Genomic DNA, 18,905 nt, shown 5'->3' with positions numbered 1-18,905 from the left:
GTAGCTGATCGCCTTTGAAACGGGTGCTCACGTTCGCCGGCCCGGATTCGGGCTGCGCCGTTGCCGGATCGGTTCTATGCTGCCGCCCTCCCAACATCTGCCCGTGGCCTGGCATGGCGCCGGCCACGCTTGCCCATGAAACTGCGCTCCCTGCTCCCTGCCGGCCTGTGTGTGGTGCCCTTGCTCAACGCCGCGGCCGCGGCGCCCGCTGGGTTGACCACGCTGGCCGAGCGCACGGCCTGGCAGCAGACCGGCCGTTATGAAGAGGTGATCGCGCTGTGCGATGCCTTCCAGCGTGCCTACCCCGCGGCAGTGCGCTGCATCGACTTCGGCCACACGCCCGAAGGCCGGCCGATGAAGGCGCTGGTGGCCTCGCGCAGTGGCGCGCTGACCGCCAAGGAGGCGCAACGGCGCGGCCTGCCGGTGCTGCTGGTGCAGGGCGGCATCCATGCCGGCGAGATCGACGGCAAGGACGCGGGCTTCCTGGCTTTGCGCCAGGTGCTGGAGGGTGCAGCGGCGCCGGGTGCGCTGGACCGGCAGGTGCTGCTGTTCGTGCCGGTGTTCAACATCGACGGCCATGAGCGCTTCGGCGCCTGGAACCGGCCCAACCAGCGTGGCCCGAAGGAGATGGGCTGGCGCACCACCGCGCAGAACTTCAACCTGAACCGCGACTACGCCAAGGCCGATTCGCCAGAGATGCAGGCCATGCTGCGCCTGGTGAACGAGTGGGATCCGCTGGCGGTGATCGACCTCCATGTCACCGACGGCGCGAAGTTCGAACACGACGTGTCCATCCAGGTGGAGCCGGTGCATGCGGGCGACCCCGCGCTGCGCAATGCGGGCAGGCAGCTGCGCGACGCGGTGATCGGCGACCTCGCGCGCCAGGGCTCGTTGCCCTTGCCGTTCTACATGTCCTTCGTGACCGAGGACGATCCTGCCTCCGGCTTCGAAGACAGCGTGTCGCCGCCGCGTTTTTCCACCGGCTACTTCCTGCTGCGCAACCGCTTCGCCATGCTGGTGGAAGCACATTCGTGGAAGGACTATCCCACCCGCGTGCGCATCACGCGCAACACCGTGGTGTCGGTGCTGGCGCAGGTGGCGGCCCACGGCCAGGCGTGGCGAGCCTTGCAGCAGGCGGCCGACGAGCGCGCGGCGCACCTGGCCGGGCAGCCCGTGGCCCTGGACTACCAGGCGAGCGAGAAACAGCGCATCGTCGAGTTCCGCGGCTACGAGTACACACGCACACCGTCGGAGGTGTCCGGCGCGCTGATGACGCGCTACGACGAAAGCCGGCCGCAACTGTGGCGCGTGCCCTTGCGCGACGACTTGCAGCCGGCGCTCAGCGTGCCCGCGCCGGCCGCCGGGTATGTGGTGCCGGCCGCGCATGCCGCGGGGGTGGCGCAGCGCCTGGCTGTGCATGGCATCAGCTTTCGCACGCTGCCTCAGGCGATGGCCCGGGTGCCGCTCGAAACCTTCCGTGCTGACAAGGCGAACTTTGCGGCGGCCTCGGTGGAATCGCACCAGCGCGTCGCCCTGCACGGCCGCTGGCAACCTGAGCAGCGCGACCTGGCGGCCGGTGCACTCTTCGTGCCGATCGCGCAGCGCAAGGCCCGGTTGGTGATGGCGCTGCTGGAGCCGCAGGCGCCCGATTCGCTGGCGGCCTGGGGCCTGTTCAACAACGCCTTCGAGCCCAAGGAGTACATGGAGCCGTATGTGGCGGAGGAAGTGGCGCGCGAGCAGATGGCGGCCGACCCGGCGCTGGCGGAGGCCTTCCGCCAACGCGTCGCCGAGGACGCCGAGTTCGCCAGGAGCCCGCAGGCGCGGCTGGAGTTCTTCTACCGGCGCCACCCGTCGTGGGACGAGCAGTTCCGGCTCTATCCGGTGATGCGCACGGCGACCGACCCGGCATCCGCCGCGCGTTGAACCCGGCTCACAGCGCCGCGTAGACGGCGCTGCGGAAGAACGCCTGGTAGGCCTCGCGCAAGGAAGGCGCCTGCATCATCCAGATCGCAATGAGCTGGGCCTGCGGGTCGATCCAGAAACTGGTGCCGCCCAGTCCGGCCCAGTGGTAGTCGCCTGCATGGCCCGGGTAGCGCGCGCCCGCGTCGGCCAGCCGCACCGCAAAGCCCAGGCCGAAACCGTAGCCGGGGCCGGGCAGGTACTCGGTGGTGGCGCCGGGCACCTGGCTGGCGCGGATGATCTCCGCACCGAGCTGATCCTGCGTCATCAGCGCGATGGTGTCCGCGCGCAGCAGGCGCGTGCCGTCCAGCTCGCCGCCGGCCAGCAGCAGGCGGGCAAAGCGCAGGTAGTCTGCCGCGGTGGACACCAGGCCACCGCCACCCGACTCCAGCACCGGCGGCTGGGTGGCGTCCAGCAGGCGGATCGGCTGGCCGGTCTCGGGATCGGCCGCAAAGGGCTGCGCCAGGCGATGCTGTTCCGCGGCCGGCACATGGAAACCGGTGTCCACCATGCCCAGCGGCTGGAAGATCTGTTGCGCCAGGTGCTCGCCCAGGGTCTGCCCGGTGATGCGCTCGATCAGGGCGCCGAGCAGGTCGGTGGCGCGGCTGTATTCCCACACCGTGCCTGGCGCATAGGCCAGCGGCAGGCGCGCGAGGCGGTGCGCAAATTCGGTGTTGCTGGCCTGGCGCGATTCCACGCCCGCCTGCAGGTAGCGTGACTTCAGCAGCGACTGGCCGAAGATGCCGTAGGTGAAGCCGGCGGTGTGGCGCAGCAGGTCGCGCACCGTGGGCGGGCGCGGGCAGGGCATGAGCGCCAGCGTCTTGCGGCCGTCGCCGTCCACCGTTTCGGTGGCCACCTGCAGGCTGCCGAACTCCGGCAGGTGCAGCGCGACCGCATCGTCCAGGCCGAGGCGGCCCGCTTCCACCAGCATCATCGTGGCCACCGAGACGATCGGCTTGGTCATCGAATAGATGCGGAAGATCGTGTCCTCGGTCATGGCCGCGCCGCTGGCCGGATCGCGCTGGCCGATGGCGCGCTGGTGCACCACGTCGCCGGCGTGCTGCACCCGCATCACTGCACCGGGGATGCGGCCGGCGGCCACGTCCCGCGCTACGGCGTCGTCGAGCGCCTGCCAGCGGTCGGCCGTCACTTGGCCGCCAGCCCCAGGCGCTCGATCAGCGCCTTGTCCTTGGCGAAGGTGGCGACGGCCCATTGGCGGTATTCATCGCCGTTGCGGTACCAGAGGTCCTGGTTCAGCTGCTCCAGCAGGGCCAGGTGCTTGGGGTCGTCCATCGCCTTCTTGAACGCGTCATGCAGCGTCTTCACGATGGCCGGGTCCATGCCCTTGGGGCCCGCCAGTCCGTAGGGTGAGCTGGACACCACGTTGTAGCCGAGCTCCTTGGCGGTGGGCACGTTGGGCCAGCGGCGGGTGCGCTTCTCGCCAAAGGTGACCAGCAGGCGCATCTGGCCGCTGTCCACGAACTTGTCCCAGCCGGTGGCGTCGCTTTGCGCCATGACATGCCCGCCCAGCAGGGCCTGCTGCATGTCGGCGTTGCCCTTGAAGGGCACGTGCACCAGTTGCACCTTGGCGTTGTCGGCCAGCTCTTCCATCAGCAGGTGCGGCGAGGTGCCGATGCCGGTCGAGCCGTAGTCGATGGTGTTGGGCTTCTGGCGCGCGGCCTCGATGTACTCGTTGAAGGTCTTGAAGGGCGAATCGGCCCGCACCGTCAGGCCGAAGGTATAACCCGACACGCCGAGGATGAAGCTGAAGTCGTTGATCGGATGCCACGGCGTCTTCTGCATGTGCGGCACCCGCAGCATGCCCATGGGGTATTGGGCGATGGTGTAGCCGTCCGGCTTGGCGGTCATCGCCATGCTGCTGGGGCCCAGGGTGCCGCCGGCGCCGGGCTTGTTCTCCACCACGATGGTCTGGCCCAGGTGCTTGCTGGCGATCTCCGCCAGGCCGCGCATGTGTCGGTCGGTGGAGCCGCCGGCGGGCCAGGGCACGATCAAGGTGATGGGGCGGCTGGGATAGGTGTCCGCGAAAGTCGAGGTCCAGGGCGCCACAAGCGCCGCGGCGGCAGCGGCGGTCAGCAGGCTGCGGCGGGTGGGTGAAAGGTCACGGCTCAAGGCGTCTCCAATCGTGTTCTGCACTGCAGAATTTGGTTTTGCTTCCGATCCATCGTATCGGAACGCTTCCTGCGCTGTAAACCAGGGTGTGCGCCGATGGTCAGCGCAGCAGCTGATCCTCGATGCGCTGCACCAGCTCGATCAGCCGCGGGCGCGCTTCGTTCAGCAGAAATTCCTTCGACAGGTTGAACGACGGGCCGCCGCAGTTGATGGCCATCAGCGGCATGCCGCCGCCGGGGTTCACCGCACGCGCGATCGCGTTCACGTCCTTCTGCCAGTCACCGAAGGAGCAGGCCACGCCCAGCTGCTGATGGTCCGCCACCGCCTGCTCGATGCCGCGGCGGATGCCGGGCCAGGCCACAGGGTCCAGCTGCTCCACCTGTTCCATCACGTCGCGCCGCTCGCGCTCTGCGCAGGCGGCCAGGTAGGCGCGCCCGATCGCCGAGGTGGCCACCGGTACGCGCGAGCCCACGTCCAGCGACAAGGTGAGCGCGGCGCTGCTGCGGCAGTTCTCCACATAGATCATCGACAGCCGGTCGCGCGTGGCCAGCGACACCATGGCGCGCGAGTGTTCGGCCAGCTCCAGCATGAGCGGGCGGGCCACCTGGCGCACGTCCATGCGGGCCAGCATGGCGCTGCCGAGCGACAGGACGGCGCTTCCCAGGCGGTACTTGCCGGTGTCCTCCACCGGGGCCAGGTAGCCCAGCCGCGCCAAAGTGGTGGTGAGGCGGGACACGGTGGACTTGGGCAGGCCGCAACGCTGGGCGATCTCGCCGTTGCCGAGTGCCTTGTCGCCCGAACGGAAACACGCCAGTACCTCGAGCCCGCGCGCCAGCGCCGCCACGAAATGGCGGTCTTCCTTGGGGCGCGGCGCCCGCGGGCGGGTGTTGCCGGCGGCGGTACGCGCAGTGGCCTTCATGGCGATGTGCCGTGGCCTCAGCGCCGCACGCGCCGGCGCATCTGGGCCAGCGGCCGCTTGCCCTTGAGCTGGCGCTCGATGCCGTCGTTCAGGCGCGAGCGCAGGTCCAGCACCTCTTCCAGGTGGCCGTACACGCGCGGGAACCGCAGGTCCAGCCACAGCCACAGCGTGCAGGAGCGCAGCGCCTGCTCCATGCGGTCCAGCCGGCTGTGTTCGTCCACCTCGTCCAGGAACCAGGGGTCGCCCGCCTTGCCGGAGAGTGCATGGTTGCTGGTCCAGTTGAGGAACTCCTGCACCTGGCCTTCGGTGCGGGTGTCCACCGGGGCCTGCGCGTAGATGAAACGTTCCTTCAGCGGCAGCTTGCCGGCCACCCGGTCCAGCTCCTCGGCCAGTTCCAGCATCTGCTCCAGCTCGGCCACCTGGAAGTGCGCGCTGTCCAGCTTGAGCTGGTCCATGAAGATGCGCAGCACGTCGTGCAGGCGGCGCAGGTGCAGCCGCGAGGCGATGGTGTCCACATGCCACCAGTTGGGCGCCACCGGGGCCTTGAAGGGCTGCGGCGCACGCGGAGGCTTGTGCAGCAGGTCGCCGAGCGCGCGCATGGCGGTGGGCTCTGCCTCCTTCAGCACGCCGGCAAAACCTTCCTCGTGCATGCCGAAGCGCCCGGCGCGGCCGGCGATCTGGTGCACTTCCGACTCGGTGAGCGGCCGGTCGCTCTGGCCGTCGAACTTGGTCATGGTGCTGAACACCACGCGGCGGATCGGCAGGTTCAGGCCCATGCCGATCGCATCGGTGGCCACCAGGATGTGCGACTCGCCTTGCGCAAAGCGCTCCGCCTCGCGCCGCCGCACCTCCGGCGGCAGGGCGCCATAGATCACCGACACCGGATGGCCGTTGGCCGCGATCTGGTCGCGCAGCATCAGCACGTCACGCCGGCTGAAGGCCACCACCGCATCGCCCTTCTTCAGCGAGGGCAGCGCCACCGGCGTGGGCAGCAGCTGCACATGCTGCTTGCGCTCGAAATGGCGCACGGTGCAGCTTTCGCCGCACAGGCGCAGCAGGTTCTCGATGGCGGGCACCGCATAGGCCGAGCAGATGATCAGCACCTCGTTGGCCGGCACGCCCACGATCGCCTGGGTCCAGGCCCAGCCGCGCGAGGCGTCGAAGATCATCTGCGCTTCGTCGATCACCGCCACTTCCACCGGCTTGCTGGTGGACAGCATCTCGATGGTGCTGGACACCACGCGCGCGCCTTCTGCCGGCACGTTCTCCTCCCCAGTGAGCAGCGAGCAGGCCACGCCCCGGCCCACCAGCCGGTCGCGGCCTTCCAGCGCCAGCAGGCGCAGTGGTGCCAGGTAGCAGCCGTCATGCGCCTTGGCCAGGCGCTCGAAGGCGGCGTGGGTCTTGCCGCTGTTGGGCGGGCCCACGAACAGGGTGACGCTGCGCTGCAGCCGGCGGGCCTTGTCGAAGGTGTCGGGGTAGCCCTGGAAGGCGAGCTCGCTGTTCAGGCTGTGCAGTGTGTTCTGCTCGGCGACACGGTGTTCCCAGCGGTCCTGCACCCGCGTGCAGGCCGCTTCCAGTTCGGCCAGCGGCCGCGGCTGCGCCAGCTCCGCCTGCAGGCGCGGCAGCAACTGGTCGATCTGCCGGGCGGCGTAGGCCTCGCTGCGGCGCAGCAGGCGGTCGATGTGGGCCGTGAGCGCGGGCGTGTCGGGCCAGGGCGGTTGGGGCCCCAGCGCCTGGCGCAAAGCGGCCTTGTCGCCACCGCGGAAGAAGGCCCACACCGCCTCGGTGTTCACCGGCGCCTGGTAGGCCAGCGTCAGGCGCCAGCTGGCTTCGGACAGCTTCAAGGGCTGGCTGTACTGCCGATGCCAGCCGGTGCCATGCCGCGTGATGCCCATGGACTCCAGCTGGGCGCTGCGCTCGTTCAGTGCCGCACGCAACGCGCCGCCCGAGCCGAGCTCGTCGAGATGGGTGAGGGCCGCGTCCATGCAGGCGGGAGCGATCCAGCGGCTGGGCCTCGACCCCGCCACGCCCTTTTGCAGCAGGATCAGTCCCAGGTGGTGCAGGTGCTCGTCGCTGGGCTCGCCATGGCCGGCCGCAAAGTCGGCCGGTTTGTTCACCTGCGGCAGGTTGTAGGCCGCCTTGCGGATGCGCTCCACCTGCTCGGGCGTCAGGTGGGCAGGCACGCGGCTGAGGTGCCGGGGGTCGGGCAAGGCAGGGCTGTTTGGACTGGAAGTGGGCATGCGGGCAGGGTCGGTGCGGTGTGGACTCTAGCCCACCCGATCCAGCACGATGGGACACGCGGGCGGCCACGCCGCTGGCCAGAATGCAGCCATGCCTTCCAAAGACGCCCCTCCCACCCACCCGCCGGTGCGCTACCTCGAGCTGCTGTCGCGTGCAGTGGAGCATGCCGACGCGCACCTGGCCGACCGGCTGGACACCGACACGCTGGCCCGCCGCGCGGCCATGTCGCCGCACCACTTCCAGCGCATGTTCCGCGCGTACTTCGGCACCACGGTGGCGGGCTACGTCACCTGGCGGCGCCTGCAGCGTGCCTGCGAGCTGCTGGGCCAGGGCGAGCTGCCGGTCATCGAGGTGGCCCTGGCGGTGGGCTACGAATCCGCGCAGGCGCTGGCCAAGGCGATGCGCCGCGAGCTCGACACCACGCCGACGGCGGTGCGTGCCGGTACCCAGCCCCACTGGCAGCGGCTGTTCGACCGCCGCAGCCCCTTGTCCATCCCCCCCGCCACAGGAGCCCATCCCATGCTGCAACCGCAATTGATCGAGATCCCCACGCTGACCTTCCTCGCCGCCACCGGCCGCGGCATGAGCAATGGCGACATGACGCGCGCCGCCCAGCAGGGCTTCGGCGAGCTGATGCCCGCGGTGCAGGCGGCCGGCCTGCAGCAGCGCATGGGCAGCTGCATCGCCGTGATGCCGGACGACCCCGAAGGCCCGGACGACCAGAACGCGCGCATGTGGTGCGCCACGGTGTTCGACTACGACCTCGCCACCCGCAGCGGCCAGTGCACGAAGCCGGACATCCCCCTCACTGGCACGCTGCAATGGCACGAGCTGCCGGGTGGCCGCTTCGCGGTGTTCCGCCACGTGGGGCCTTACGAGGACCTGCACACCACCTGGCAGCGCGTCTACCACGACTGGCTGCCCGCCACCGGCTATGCGCTGCGCGACACCCCGCCCTTCGAGCACTATGTGGACGACCCCGACAGCACGCCGGCCGAGCAACTCCGCACGGACATCTACCTGCCGTTGAAGTGACGCGCCGGGCCGCCGCTACCATGCCTGGATGGAGACGACGGCCCTCATGCGTGTGCAGGACATCCGCGACCGCCTGCGCGCCGGCGGCGCAGCGCCGCCGCATGAACAGCGGGTGCTTCGCCTGTGGGCGCAGGCCCTGCCGCAATCCAGCGGCAAGCGGCGGCCGGAGGACTTTCTGCCCCGCCAGCTGCGCGAGGCGCTGCCCGCGCTGGAGGCCGATCTGGACCGGCTGGCGCGCCTGCACTCCGAACACCCCGGCGAGGATGGATCGGCACGCCTGCTGGTGCAGCTGGCCGATGGCCAGACGGTGGAGAGCGTGCTGCTGCCGCGCGACGGCGTGTGCGTGTCCACCCAGGCCGGCTGCGCCGTCGGCTGCGTCTTCTGCATGACCGGGCGCGACGGCCTTCTGCGCCAGCTGGGCAGCGCGGAGATCGTGGGCCAGGTGGTGCTGGCGCGCCGCCAGCGGCCGGTGAAGAAGGTGGTGTTCATGGGCATGGGCGAACCGGCCCACAACCTGGACAACGTGCTGGAAGCCATCGAGCTGCTGGGCACGGCCGGCGGCATCGGCCACAAGAACCTGGTGTTCTCGACGGTGGGCGATCCGCGGGTGTTCGAACGCCTGCCGGCGGGCCCGGTGAAGCCGGCGCTGGCGTTGAGCCTGCATTCCACCAAGGCCGATCTGCGCGCCAGCCTGATGCCGCGCGCACCGCGCATCGAGCCGGCCGAACTGGTGGCGCTGGGCGAAGCCTATGCGCGCGCGACCGGCTACCCGATCCAGTACCAGTGGACCCTGCTCGAAGGCATCAACGACGGCGACGACGAGATCGACGGCATCGTGCGCCTGCTGCAGGGCAAGTACGCGATCATGAACATGATCCCGTACAACACGGTGGACGGGCTGGCGTTCAAGCGGCCTTCGTGGGCCCGCGCGGCGGAAATCGCGCGCAGCCTGCATCGGCGCGGCGTGCTGACCAAGCTGCGCCAGAGCGCGGGGCAGGACGTGGACGGCGGCTGCGGCCAGTTGCGCGCCCGCGAGCTGGGCACGCGGGTGCGCATTCCAGTGCGGGCGGTGCCCGCCGGGGCTTAAGCCAGTTCCATCGGCCGCGTGGCGGCGTCGCCGGCCCGCAGGCTGGCCTCGATGCGGGCGATCAGCTCGTCTTCCGGATACGGCTTGCCCAGCAGCACGCTCACGCCCGCACGCGCCGCATCGTCGCGATGGCGCTCATCGGCGGCGGTGATCATGATCACCGGGATGTTGGCGGTGCGCGGGTTCTGGCGCACATGCTCGGTGAGCTGGAAGCCGTCCATGCCCGGCATCTCGACGTCGGTGATCAGCACGTCGGGCTGGCGTTCGGCGATCTGGCGCGCGGCGTCCAGGCCGTCTTCGGCAAAACACACCTGGTACTGGTGCTGGGTGAGCAGCCGGCCGGTCTTGACGCGAACGATCTTGGAATCGTCGGCCACCATCACCAGCGTCTGCTCGCGCGGCTTGCGGGCCGCGGCGGCCATGACCTGGGCGGCTTCGCGTTCGGCCTGCTGGCGCGCACGCTCCGCTGCCAGGCGAGCGGCTTCGATGCGGGCCGCTTCGGCGCGCGCAGCCGCTTCGCGTGCGGCTTGTGCCTCGGCTGCTCGTTCGGCCTGCAGACGGGCTTCGGCTTCTGCAGCGGCCCGTTCGGCTTCCCGGCGCGCCGCTTCGCGTGCGGCGGCCCGCTCGAAAGCCTGCCGTGCAGCTTCGGCCGTGGCGCGGCGCTCGGCTTCTTCTGCCGCGCGTTGGGCCTCCAGCCGGGCCGCTTGGGCGGCGCGCTGGGCCTGCTCGTTCGCCAGGCGCTCGGCTTCGGCGCGGGCCGCTTCACGTTCGGCCTGCTCGGCGGCGATGCGCTGTGCCTGCTCCTGGGCGGCCTGTTCGGCGTCGCGCCTGGCCTGTGCACGGGCCGCTTCCTCGGCGGCGCGCAGCGCCTGCACGCGGGCGGCTTCGTCGGCTTCGCGTTGCCGCAGGGCAGCCGCTTCTGCTTCGGCCTGCCGTTGCGCCTGCGCGCGTGCGGCCTCTTCGGCCGCGAGGCTGGCCTGCGCCTTCGCCTGCTCCTCTGCCCGCTGGCGGGCTTGCGCGCGTGCCGTCTCGGCGGCCATCAGCGCGGCCTCGGCGCGGGCGCGCGCACGGTGACGCATCTGCGCACGCCGGCGCCATGCCACGCCGGCCAGCACCACCACAGCGCCGGCCAACATCAGCCACAGGAGGATTTCGGTCATGTTGTGAAGAAGTTCCATCGGCGGGCACATGCCGGCCACTCAAAGCAGCATATCGGCGGCGGGCACGCTTCGATCAGCCGATGTGGCGGTGGGCCCCGGGCCTATTTCACGGACATTCCGGCTGCAAGCGCGCTGCGGTGCATGCAGGGGATGTGGACACCTGCGCCGATAGACTGTGCCCATGAGCCCAGTGCCCGCACCGCCGACGTCCACTTCTGCCCCTCGAGTGGCTGTGATCGGCGGCGGCCCGGCCGGCCTGATGGCGGCCGAAGTGCTGTTGCAGGGCGGGGTGCAGGTGGACCTGTTCGATGCCATGCCGTCGGTGGGGCGCAAGTTCCTGCTCGCCGGCCGCGGTGGGCTCAACCTCACGCATTCTGAACCGATCGAGCCCTTCCTCGGGCGTTATGCCGAGCGGCGCGAGGCGCTGGCGCCCTGGGTGCGGCGCTTCGGTGCCGATGCGCTGCGCCAGTGGGCGGCAGCGCTGGGCATCGCCACTTTCGTGGGCACGTCGGGGCGTGTGTTTCCCACCGACATGAAGGCCGCACCCTTGCTGCGCGCCTGGCTGCAGCGGCTGCGCGCCAGCGGGCTGCACTTGCACACCCGCCATCGCTGGCTGGGATGGTCGGCCGATGGCGCGCTGCGCTTCCAGGCGCCCACGGGCGAGGTGCAACAGCGCGCCGACGCCACCGTGCTCGCGCTGGGTGGTGCCAGCTGGGCGCGCCTGGGCTCCGATGGCGCCTGGGTGCCGTGGCTGCGCTCGCGCAGCGTCGACATCGCGCCGCTGAAGCCCGCGAACTGCGGCTTCGACGTGGCGCCCACCGCTGCGGGGCGCGAGGGCTGGAGCGAGCACCTGCGCCAGCGTTTTGCCGGCCAGCCGGTCAAGCCCGTGGCTGCGGCGTTCGGGGATGCGGCCGCCGGCGGCGCGCGCCAGCAGGGTGAGTTCGTCATCACGGACACCGGCGTCGAAGGCAGCCTGGTCTATGCGTTCAGTGCTCGCCTGCGCAATGCCATCGAAGCGCAGGGCAGCGCCACCTGGTGGCTGGACCTGCTGCCCGACCACAGCTTCGAGCAGGTGCTGGCCGAAACCCGCCGGCCGCGCGGACCGCGCAGCCTGTCCACGCACCTGAAGAGCCGGCTCGGCGTGCAGGGCATCAAGATGGCCCTGCTGCATGAACTGCTGCGCCCGGAACAACTGGCCGACCCACAGCAGCTGGCGCATGCGCTCAAGGCCCTCCCGCTCACGCTGCGGGCGCCGCGGCCGGTGGACGAGGCGATCAGCACCGCGGGCGGCGTGCGTTTCGAGGCCCTGGACGACGGCCTGATGCTGCAGGCGCTGCCGGGTGTGTTCTGCGCCGGCGAGATGCTGGACTGGGAAGCCCCCACCGGGGGTTACCTGCTGACCGCCTGCTTCGCCACCGGCCGCGCCGCCGGTGAGGGCGCGCGGCGTTGGCTGGCGGCGCAGGCGGGACAATCGGGCTGACCTTCCCGCTGCCTTTATCGATGTCGCTCGCTCCTGCCCTCCGTGTTCTGTCGCTCATCCCGCCGATGACGCAGCTGAACACGCCGTACCCGTCCACCGCCTACCTCACCGGCTTCCTGCGCTCGCGCGGTGTGGACGCGGTGCAGGAGGACCTGGCGCTCGCATTGGTGCTGCAGCTGTTCTCCCCGGCCGGCCTGGCCGCAATCCACGAGCGGGTGCTGGCCATGCCGATGGAGAAGCGCAGCGCCGCCGTGAACGCGTTTGCCGACCAGTTCGATCGCTACCTCGGCACCATCACGCCCACCATCGCCTTCCTGCAGGGCAAGGACCCGACGCTGGCGCACCGCATCAACGGCCGCCACTTCCTGCCCGAGGGCCCGCGCTTCCAGACGCTGGAGGTGTTCATCGACGAGGAGGGCGGTGACCCGCTGGCCTGGGCCTTCGGTGCCCTGGGATTGCAGGACCGGGCGCGCCACCTGGCCACGCTGTACCTGAACGACCTGGCCGACGTGCTGCGCGATGCGGTGGACAGCCGCTTCGAGTTCGTGCGGTATGCCGAGCAGCTGGCGCAGAGCCAGCCGAGCTTCGAGCCCATGGCCGAGGCGCTGGCGCAGCCGCTGAACCTGGTGGACCGCACACTGCGCGAGCTCACGCTGCAGGCCGTGGCCCGCCATCAACCGCGGCTGGTGCTGATCTCGGCGCCGTTCCCGGGCAACGTGTACGCCGCCTTCCGCATGGCGCAGGCCATCAGGCTGGAGCACCCGGACATCACGGTGGCGCTGGGTGGGGGCTTCGTCAACACCGAGCTGCGAGAGCTCAATGAGCCACGCGTGTTCGACTTCTTCGATGTGGTGACCCTGGACGCCGGCGAGCGCCCGCTGCTCGCGCTGATCGAGCACCTGCAGGGCAAGCGTTCGCGCCAGCGCCTGGTGCGCAGCTTCGTGCGCGAGGCGGACTCGCAGGCGGTGCGCTACATCAACTTCGTCGAGCCCGACGTGCCGTTTTCCGAAGTGGGCACGCCCACCTGGGACGGCCTGCCGCTGGACCGGTACCTGTCGCTGCTGGACATGCTCAACCCGATGAACCGGCTGTGGTCCGACGGGCGCTGGAACAAGCTCACGGTGGCCCATGGCTGCTACTGGAAGAAGTGCAGCTTCTGCGACGTCAGCCTGGACTACATCTCGCGCTATGAAGGCGCTTCGGCGGCCACCCTGGTGGACCGCATCGAGGCCATCGTGCAGGAGACTGGCCAGACGGGCTTTCACTTTGTCGACGAAGCTGCGCCGCCGAAGGCCTTGAAGGCCCTGGCCATCGAGCTGCAGCGCCGCAACCTGGGCATCTCGTGGTGGGGCAACATCCGCTTCGAAAAAAGCTTCACGCCCGAGCTGTGCGAGCTGCTGGCCGACAGCGGCTGCATCGCCATCTCCGGCGGGCTGGAGGTGGCCTCCGACCGCCTGCTGAACCTGATGAAGAAGGGCGTGTCGGTGGAGCAGGTGGCGCGTGTGACACGCGGCTTTGCGGACGCCGGCATCCTGGTACACGCCTATCTGATGTACGGCTTCCCGACGCAGACCGTGCAGGACACGGTGGACGCGCTGGAGTACGTGCGCCAGCTGTTCGAGCAGGGCTGCATCCAGTCCGGCTTCTTCCACCGCTTTGCCTGCACCGTGCACTCGCCGGTGGGCCAGAACCCGCAGGACTACGGCGTGATCCTGCAGCCGCTGCCACCGGTGAGTTTTGCCAAGAACGACATCGGTTTTGTGGACCCCACCGGCGTGGACCATGACGAGCTGGGCCAGGCACTGAAGAAGGCGATCTACAACTTCATGCATGGCATCGGGCTGGAGGAGGACGTGCGGCGCTGGTTCAGCCGCAAGGTGCCGCGGCCCACGGTGCGCCGGGACCACATCGCGCGGGCACTGCAAGCCCGGTAGGGCGGCTGCGCCTTGCGGGAGCCGCTGCGGCGGCGTCGCACGGGCACGCGGCGTGCTGGTGGCCGGTGTCCGGCCCGCTGCACCTTGCCGGCGGCCGGCTCCACCACCCATGCTGCCCACTGCACTGGCGCCCCAGGCGCCGTTCATCGTCCTGCTCAATGCCGACTCGGGCCACGAGGATGCCGGCGAGGCACGCGAAGCCATTGCCAGTGTGCTGCGCGCCGCGGACCGGCCCCACCGGTTCGTGGCCCTGGAGCGCGGCCGGCCCATCGCTGAGCTGGCGCGGCAGGCCGCGCGCGAGGCGGCCGCGCAGGGCGGTGCCATCGTCGCGGCCGGCGGCGACGGCACGGTGAATGCGGTGGCGGCAGCGGCCCACGAGAGCCGCTGTGTCATGGGCGTCGTGCCGCAGGGCACGTTCAACTACTTCGCACGCACCCACCACATCCCCGAGGGCACGGCCGAAGCGGCGCAGTTGCTGGTCGCGGGCCGTCCCCGGCCAGTGCAGGTGGGGCGGGTGAACGAACGCCTGTTCCTGGTGAACGCCAGCCTGGGGCTGTATCCGGAGTTGCTGGAAGACCGCGAGGCCTTCAAGCAGCGCCTGGGCCGCAGCCGCCTGGTGGCACTGTTGTCGGCCCTGTGGACGCTGACGCGCCAGGCCCGGCAGTTGCGCCTGGAGATCCAGCCCGCGGACGGCCGCCCGGGCATGCGTGTGATCACGCCCAGCCTGTTCGTGGGCAACAACCGCCTGCAGCTCGAACAGGTGGGCCTGCCCGAGGCAGGCGGCGTGACGCGGGGGCGGGTGGCGGGCGTGATGCTGCGGCCGGTGGGCACGCTGGCGTTGCTGCGGCTGATGCTCAGCGGCGCCTTCGGTCGCCTGGGCGAAGCCGAGGACGTGATGCACTTTGAATTCGAGCGCCTGGTGGTGAACGCGGGCCCGCGCCACGGCTCCCGGCGGCTCAAGGTGGCCGCGGACGGCGAGGTGCTGTGGATGCGTGCGCCGATCGTGTTCGAAGTCGCGCACGAGCCCCTGTGCCTGATCACGCCGTGATGGCGCCGAACCGGCCGGTTCCGGTTTTGTGGCCTAATGGAGGGTTAGATTTTTCCTCCATCCTGACCGGAGCCATCATGGGCAACAAGATCGTCACCGAAGCGGACCGCCGCGCCTCCCCGAAACCCGCTGCCCCCGGTGGCGTCACCTTCACCGCCGGCAAGGGCCAGAAGCGCAGCCTGGAGCGCGGTTCGCACACCCGCAGCAAGAAGAACCCGGGCAAGCGCCCGCACAAGGGCGGCTGAACGGCCTACCAGCCTGACGCCCATTGAAGCGCCGCCCTCGAGGCGGCGTTTGCATTGATGCTGCGACTCACCGAACTCCGTCTGCCGCTCGACCACGCCGAGGACGCGCTGCGTCCCGCGATCGTGGCGCGCCTGGGTGTTGGCGACAGCGAGCTGACGGCCTTCACGGTGTTCCGGCGCGCCTACGACGCGCGCAAGAAGAGCGCCATCCAGCTGATCTACACGATCGACTGCGCGCTGCGCGACGAGGCCGCGGTGCTGGCGCGTTTTGCCGGCGACCCGCATGTGCGGCCCGCGCCGGACACCCGCTACCGCTTCGTCGGCCATGCGCCGGCCGACTTCCACGCCAGCGAGCGGCCGCGCCCGGTGATCGTGGGCTTCGGGCCTTGCGGCTTGTTTGCCGCGCTCATCCTGGCGCAGATGGGGCTGCGCCCCATCGTGCTGGAGCGCGGCAAGCCGGTGCGCCAGCGCACCAAGGACACCTGGGGCCTGTGGCGCAAGAGCGTGCTCGATCCGGAATCGAACGTGCAGTTCGGCGAAGGCGGCGCCGGCACCTTCAGTGACGGCAAGCTCTACAGCCAGATCAGCGACCCGCGCTATCTCACCCGCAAGGTGCTCACCGAGTTCGTGAAGGCCGGTGCGCCGGAGGAAATCCTCTACGTGAGCAAGCCGCACATCGGCACCTTCCGGCTGGTGAGCATGATCGAGAAGATGCGCGCCGACATCGAGGCGCTGGGGGGTGAGATCCGCTTCGAGCAGAAAGTGACGGATCTGCTCATCGAGGACGGCAAGGTGCGCGGTCTCACGCTGGCCTCGGGCGAAGAATTGCGCGCCGACCAGGTGGTGCTGGCGCTGGGCCACAGCGCACGCGACACCTTTGCCATGCTGCAGCAGCGCGGCGTGTACATGGAGGCCAAGCCGTTCTCCATCGGCTACCGCATCGAGCATCCGCAAAGCCTGATCGACCGCGCGCGCTTCGGCCCCAGCGCTGGCCACCCGATCCTCGGCGCGGCCGACTACAAGCTGGTGCACCACGCGCGCAATGGCCGCTCCGTGTACAGCTTCTGCATGTGCCCCGGCGGCACGGTGGTGGCCGCCACCTCCGAGCCGCACCGCGTGGTCACCAACGGCATGAGCCAGTACTCGCGCAACGAGCGCAACGCCAACGCGGGCATCGTGGTCGGCATCACGCCGGAGGACTACCGCCAGGACAAGGCCGCCACCGGCCCGGTGAACCCGCTGGACGGCGTCGCCTTCCAGCGCTTCTGGGAGTCGCGCGCCTATGAACTGGGTGGCGGCGACTACCTCGCGCCGGGCGCCCTGGTGGGCGACTTCATCAAGCGCCAGCGCAGCCGGGAGTTCGGCACCGTGCTCCCCTCCTACAAGCCGGGGGTGCACCTCACCGACCTGCAGCAAGAGGGCAACGGCAGCCTGCCCGACTACGCGCTGGACGCGATCCGCGAGGCGCTGCCCGCGTTCGAGCGCCAGATCAAGGGCTTCTCGATGCCCGACGCGGTGCTCACCGGCGTGGAAACACGCACCTCGTCGCCGCTGCGCCTCACCCGTGGCCGCGACTACCAGAGCCTGAACGTGCAGGGCCTGTACCCGGCCGGCGAGGGCGCGGGTTATGCCGGCGGCATCATGTCCGCCGGGGTGGACGGCATCGAGGTGGCCGAGGCGCTGGGCCGCGTGCTGCTGGGCGCAGGCGCCACGCCGGTGGCCTGACATCGCGCTGGCGCGCCCAGCGCGGCCGAGCGCGCGCGGCGCAAGCGCTCAGCTGTCGCAACGCACCTGGTTGCGGCCGGCGCGCTTGGCCTCGTAGAGACAGGCGTCGCTACGGTCCAGCAGCGTGCGGGGCGTGTCGGTCTCGCGCAGCGCCGACAGGCCGATGCTGATGGTGATCTTCAGCTCGGCATGCAGGCCGCCCCAGGCCCGCGCCGCCACCGCCTTGCGCAGGCGCTCGCAGATCGCCAGGGCGGTGGGAACGGGCGTGTTGCAGAACACGATCAGGAACTCCTCTCCGCCGATGCGCGCCACCAGGTCGCCGGTGCGGGTGCGCTCGCGGAATTCCGCGGCCACCCCGCGCAGCACCTCGTCGCCCATGCCGTGGCCGAAGCGGTCGTTGACCTGCTTGAAGAGGTCGATGTCCGCCACCGCCAGGCACAGCGTGTGGCCGCTGTGGCGGGCGCGCTCCAGCAGCCGCGGCAGGTCGTCGTCCACCCGGCGCCGGTTGCCCAGGCGGGTGAGCTGGTCCTCGCGGCTGTCCCGTTCCAGGGCGGCGGCGCGCAGTTCGAGTGCCTGCTTCTGCACCTCCAGCTCGTGCCGGTGCAGCCGCTCCACCTCGGCTTCCAGGCGGGCACGTTCGCTCTCGCTGCGCACCAGCTCCACCTCGATGCGGTTGACCGTGAGCCGGGTCTGCGCCTCGCGCTGCTGGATGGCGCGGCGCAGTTCCATCGCGTAGTAGGCCTCGCAATGCCGCAATGAAGCGTCATAGCGCCCGGCGGCCTTGTAGGCGCGATACAGCGCCGACTGCACACGCAGGTGGGTGTCCTCCTGGTCGTCGGGCTTCATCGCCGCGAGGGTCGATTCCAGCATCGCGATCGCTTCCTCCAACCGGCCTTGCTGCAGCAGGATCTCGCCCATGTTCTGGCAGGTGCGCAGCTCCGGGGCGCGATAGCCGCGCGCACGGCACAGCGCCACGGTTTCGCTGTTCATCCGGTGCGACGCTTCGTAGTCGCCGGCCAGGCCGAGCGCCTCGGCCACGTTGCCCTGGCAGATGGCCAGCCGGTAGTCGTCAGCGCCCTGGCGGATCATGTCCAGCGCGGTGCTGCCGTAGTGGCGCGCCCGCTGCAGTGCCTGCGTGGCCTGCTCCTGCATGCCGGCCTGCCGGTACTGGTAGAACGCCGCGATCGTGGTGGCGCTGAGGTTGTTGTACGCGCGCATGATCTCGTCGCGCGAGCCGAGCGCCTGTGCCTGCTCCAGCGCCTGCAGCTGGAAGCGTTCGCTCTGGTCCGGATCGCCGAGCTTGGCGTAGCAGGTGCCGATGCGGTTGAGCGCCAGCACCTGCACCAGTGCATGCCCGCCCGCCTTTGCATGGTCGAAGGCGGACGTCGCCGCCTTGAGCGCCTCTTCGTGCAGGCCGAGTTCGGTGAGCGCCAGCGCCACCGTGCACAAGGCCTGCGGATGCTCCGGGCCGGGCGTGCCCTCCCACAGCGCCACGGCGGCGCGGCCGGCGGTCACCGATTCCTCGAAGCGGCCCAGCCGCCACAGGTGCTCGGCCAGCTGCGTTTGCGCGGTGGGGCAGGGCGGGTCGCCGGCGGGGCCGGGAGGCGCTTTGTGGGTGGTGGACATGCAGAGAACAGCGTTGCGATTCGAAGCTAACAGAACCGGTGGCAGCGCGCACCCGGGGATGCGCACCCTGCCGTGATGCTTGCACGCAGGCGATGTGTCGTGCGCGCGGCGGCCGGGCTTCACCGGCATGGCATCGGCCCCTATACTCGCGCCCACGCTCCGGGGTGCGCCTGCTTTTGTTGCAGGGGCTGAGATGGCGAACTGCGCCAAACCCGAGAACTTGAACCGGTTCGTACCGGCGTAAGGAGAGTCGTTGTCATGGTCCTGGGCCGCCGTTCGCGCGTGTGCCTGCACCAGGCGTCCTTCCGGAGCACAC

General features: G+C 70.3%; 14 protein-coding genes and 1 riboswitch. Of the genes, 8 read left to right on the top strand and 6 right to left on the bottom strand.

Features of this window, described 5'->3' with window-relative positions; genetic code table 11:
- Window positions 1-135: 135 nt before the first annotated feature.
- Complete coding sequence (locus tag VPH43_RS21305) at window positions 136-1,923, top strand: M14 family metallopeptidase (protein ID WP_328579763.1); 1,788 nt, start codon at window positions 136-138, stop codon at window positions 1,921-1,923.
- A gap of 7 nt (window positions 1,924-1,930) precedes the next feature.
- Here the strand turns inward: VPH43_RS21305 and VPH43_RS21300 are convergent, their stop codons facing one another.
- From VPH43_RS21300 to VPH43_RS21285, 4 genes are all read right to left on the bottom strand, one after another.
- Window positions 1,931-3,109, bottom strand: a complete 1,179-nt coding sequence (locus VPH43_RS21300) for a serine hydrolase domain-containing protein (protein WP_328579762.1) — start codon at window positions 3,107-3,109, stop codon at window positions 1,931-1,933.
- Entirely contained in the window at window positions 3,106-4,089 is a 984-nt protein-coding gene (locus VPH43_RS21295) for a tripartite tricarboxylate transporter substrate binding protein (protein WP_442909323.1), read from the bottom strand. The genes VPH43_RS21300 and VPH43_RS21295 overlap by 4 nt, the downstream gene beginning before the upstream one ends.
- Window positions 4,090-4,189: 100 nt before the next feature.
- The gene (locus VPH43_RS21290) at window positions 4,190-5,008 is read right to left on the bottom strand and encodes an IclR family transcriptional regulator (protein ID WP_328579761.1); all 819 of its coding nucleotides are present in this window, start codon (window positions 5,006-5,008) and stop codon (window positions 4,190-4,192) included.
- A 17-nt stretch (window positions 5,009-5,025) separates the two neighbouring features.
- The gene (locus VPH43_RS21285) at window positions 5,026-7,248 is read right to left on the bottom strand and encodes a helicase-related protein (RefSeq protein WP_328579760.1); all 2,223 of its coding nucleotides are present in this window, start codon (window positions 7,246-7,248) and stop codon (window positions 5,026-5,028) included.
- A gap of 91 nt (window positions 7,249-7,339) precedes the next feature.
- Here VPH43_RS21285 and VPH43_RS21280 point away from each other — a divergent pair, with 91 nt between their 5' ends.
- Both VPH43_RS21280 and VPH43_RS21275 read left to right on the top strand, forming a co-directional pair.
- A complete protein-coding gene (locus VPH43_RS21280) occupies window positions 7,340-8,284 on the top strand; it encodes an AraC family transcriptional regulator (protein WP_328579759.1) in 945 nt (314 codons plus the stop codon).
- A 46-nt stretch (window positions 8,285-8,330) separates the two neighbouring features.
- Window positions 8,331-9,371 carry an RNA methyltransferase gene (locus VPH43_RS21275; RefSeq protein ID WP_328579811.1) on the top strand — a complete coding sequence of 347 codons (1,041 nt, stop codon included), beginning with the start codon at window positions 8,331-8,333 and terminating at the stop codon, window positions 9,369-9,371.
- On the opposite strand, the gene VPH43_RS21270 is transcribed toward VPH43_RS21275, so the two are convergent.
- The gene (locus tag VPH43_RS21270) at window positions 9,368-10,531 is read right to left on the bottom strand and encodes a response regulator (protein ID WP_328579758.1); all 1,164 of its coding nucleotides are present in this window, start codon (window positions 10,529-10,531) and stop codon (window positions 9,368-9,370) included. The two genes, VPH43_RS21275 and VPH43_RS21270, sit on opposite strands and share 4 nt — an antisense overlap.
- Window positions 10,532-10,712: 181 nt before the next feature.
- Here VPH43_RS21270 and VPH43_RS21265 point away from each other — a divergent pair, with 181 nt between their 5' ends.
- The 5 genes from VPH43_RS21265 to VPH43_RS21245 all read left to right on the top strand — a co-directional run bounded on the left by VPH43_RS21265 (window position 10,713) and on the right by VPH43_RS21245 (window position 16,963).
- Window positions 10,713-12,011, top strand: a complete 1,299-nt coding sequence (locus tag VPH43_RS21265) for a TIGR03862 family flavoprotein (RefSeq protein WP_328579757.1) — start codon at window positions 10,713-10,715, stop codon at window positions 12,009-12,011.
- Between the two features lie 20 nt (window positions 12,012-12,031).
- Window positions 12,032-13,945, top strand: a complete 1,914-nt coding sequence (locus tag VPH43_RS21260; protein WP_328579756.1) for a B12-binding domain-containing radical SAM protein — start codon at window positions 12,032-12,034, stop codon at window positions 13,943-13,945.
- Window positions 13,946-14,054: 109 nt separating this feature from the next.
- Window positions 14,055-14,993: a diacylglycerol/lipid kinase family protein gene (locus VPH43_RS21255; RefSeq protein WP_328579755.1), complete on the top strand. Its 939-nt coding sequence runs from the start codon at window positions 14,055-14,057 to the stop codon at window positions 14,991-14,993.
- Window positions 14,994-15,070: 77 nt separating this feature from the next.
- Window positions 15,071-15,238, top strand: a complete 168-nt coding sequence (locus tag VPH43_RS21250; protein ID WP_328579754.1) for a hypothetical protein — start codon at window positions 15,071-15,073, stop codon at window positions 15,236-15,238.
- Window positions 15,239-15,295: 57 nt separating this feature from the next.
- The gene (locus tag VPH43_RS21245) at window positions 15,296-16,963 is read left to right on the top strand and encodes an NAD(P)/FAD-dependent oxidoreductase (protein ID WP_328579753.1); all 1,668 of its coding nucleotides are present in this window, start codon (window positions 15,296-15,298) and stop codon (window positions 16,961-16,963) included.
- 48 nt (window positions 16,964-17,011) lie between these two features.
- Here VPH43_RS21245 and VPH43_RS21240 read toward each other — a convergent pair whose 3' ends face one another.
- Window positions 17,012-18,589, bottom strand: coding sequence for a tetratricopeptide repeat-containing diguanylate cyclase (locus VPH43_RS21240; RefSeq protein ID WP_328579752.1), 1,578 nt, complete (start codon window positions 18,587-18,589; stop codon window positions 17,012-17,014).
- A 150-nt stretch (window positions 18,590-18,739) separates the two neighbouring features.
- Window positions 18,740-18,853, top strand: a riboswitch (TPP riboswitch).
- Window positions 18,854-18,905: the final 52 nt, after the last annotated feature.

Source organism: Ideonella sp. BN130291 (genome assembly GCF_036231905.1).
Classification (GTDB): Bacteria; Pseudomonadota; Gammaproteobacteria; order Burkholderiales; family Burkholderiaceae_C; genus CAMLIZ01.
Note: the sequence above shows the minus strand (reverse complement) of the source record. Positions and strands in the feature narration are given on the sequence as shown.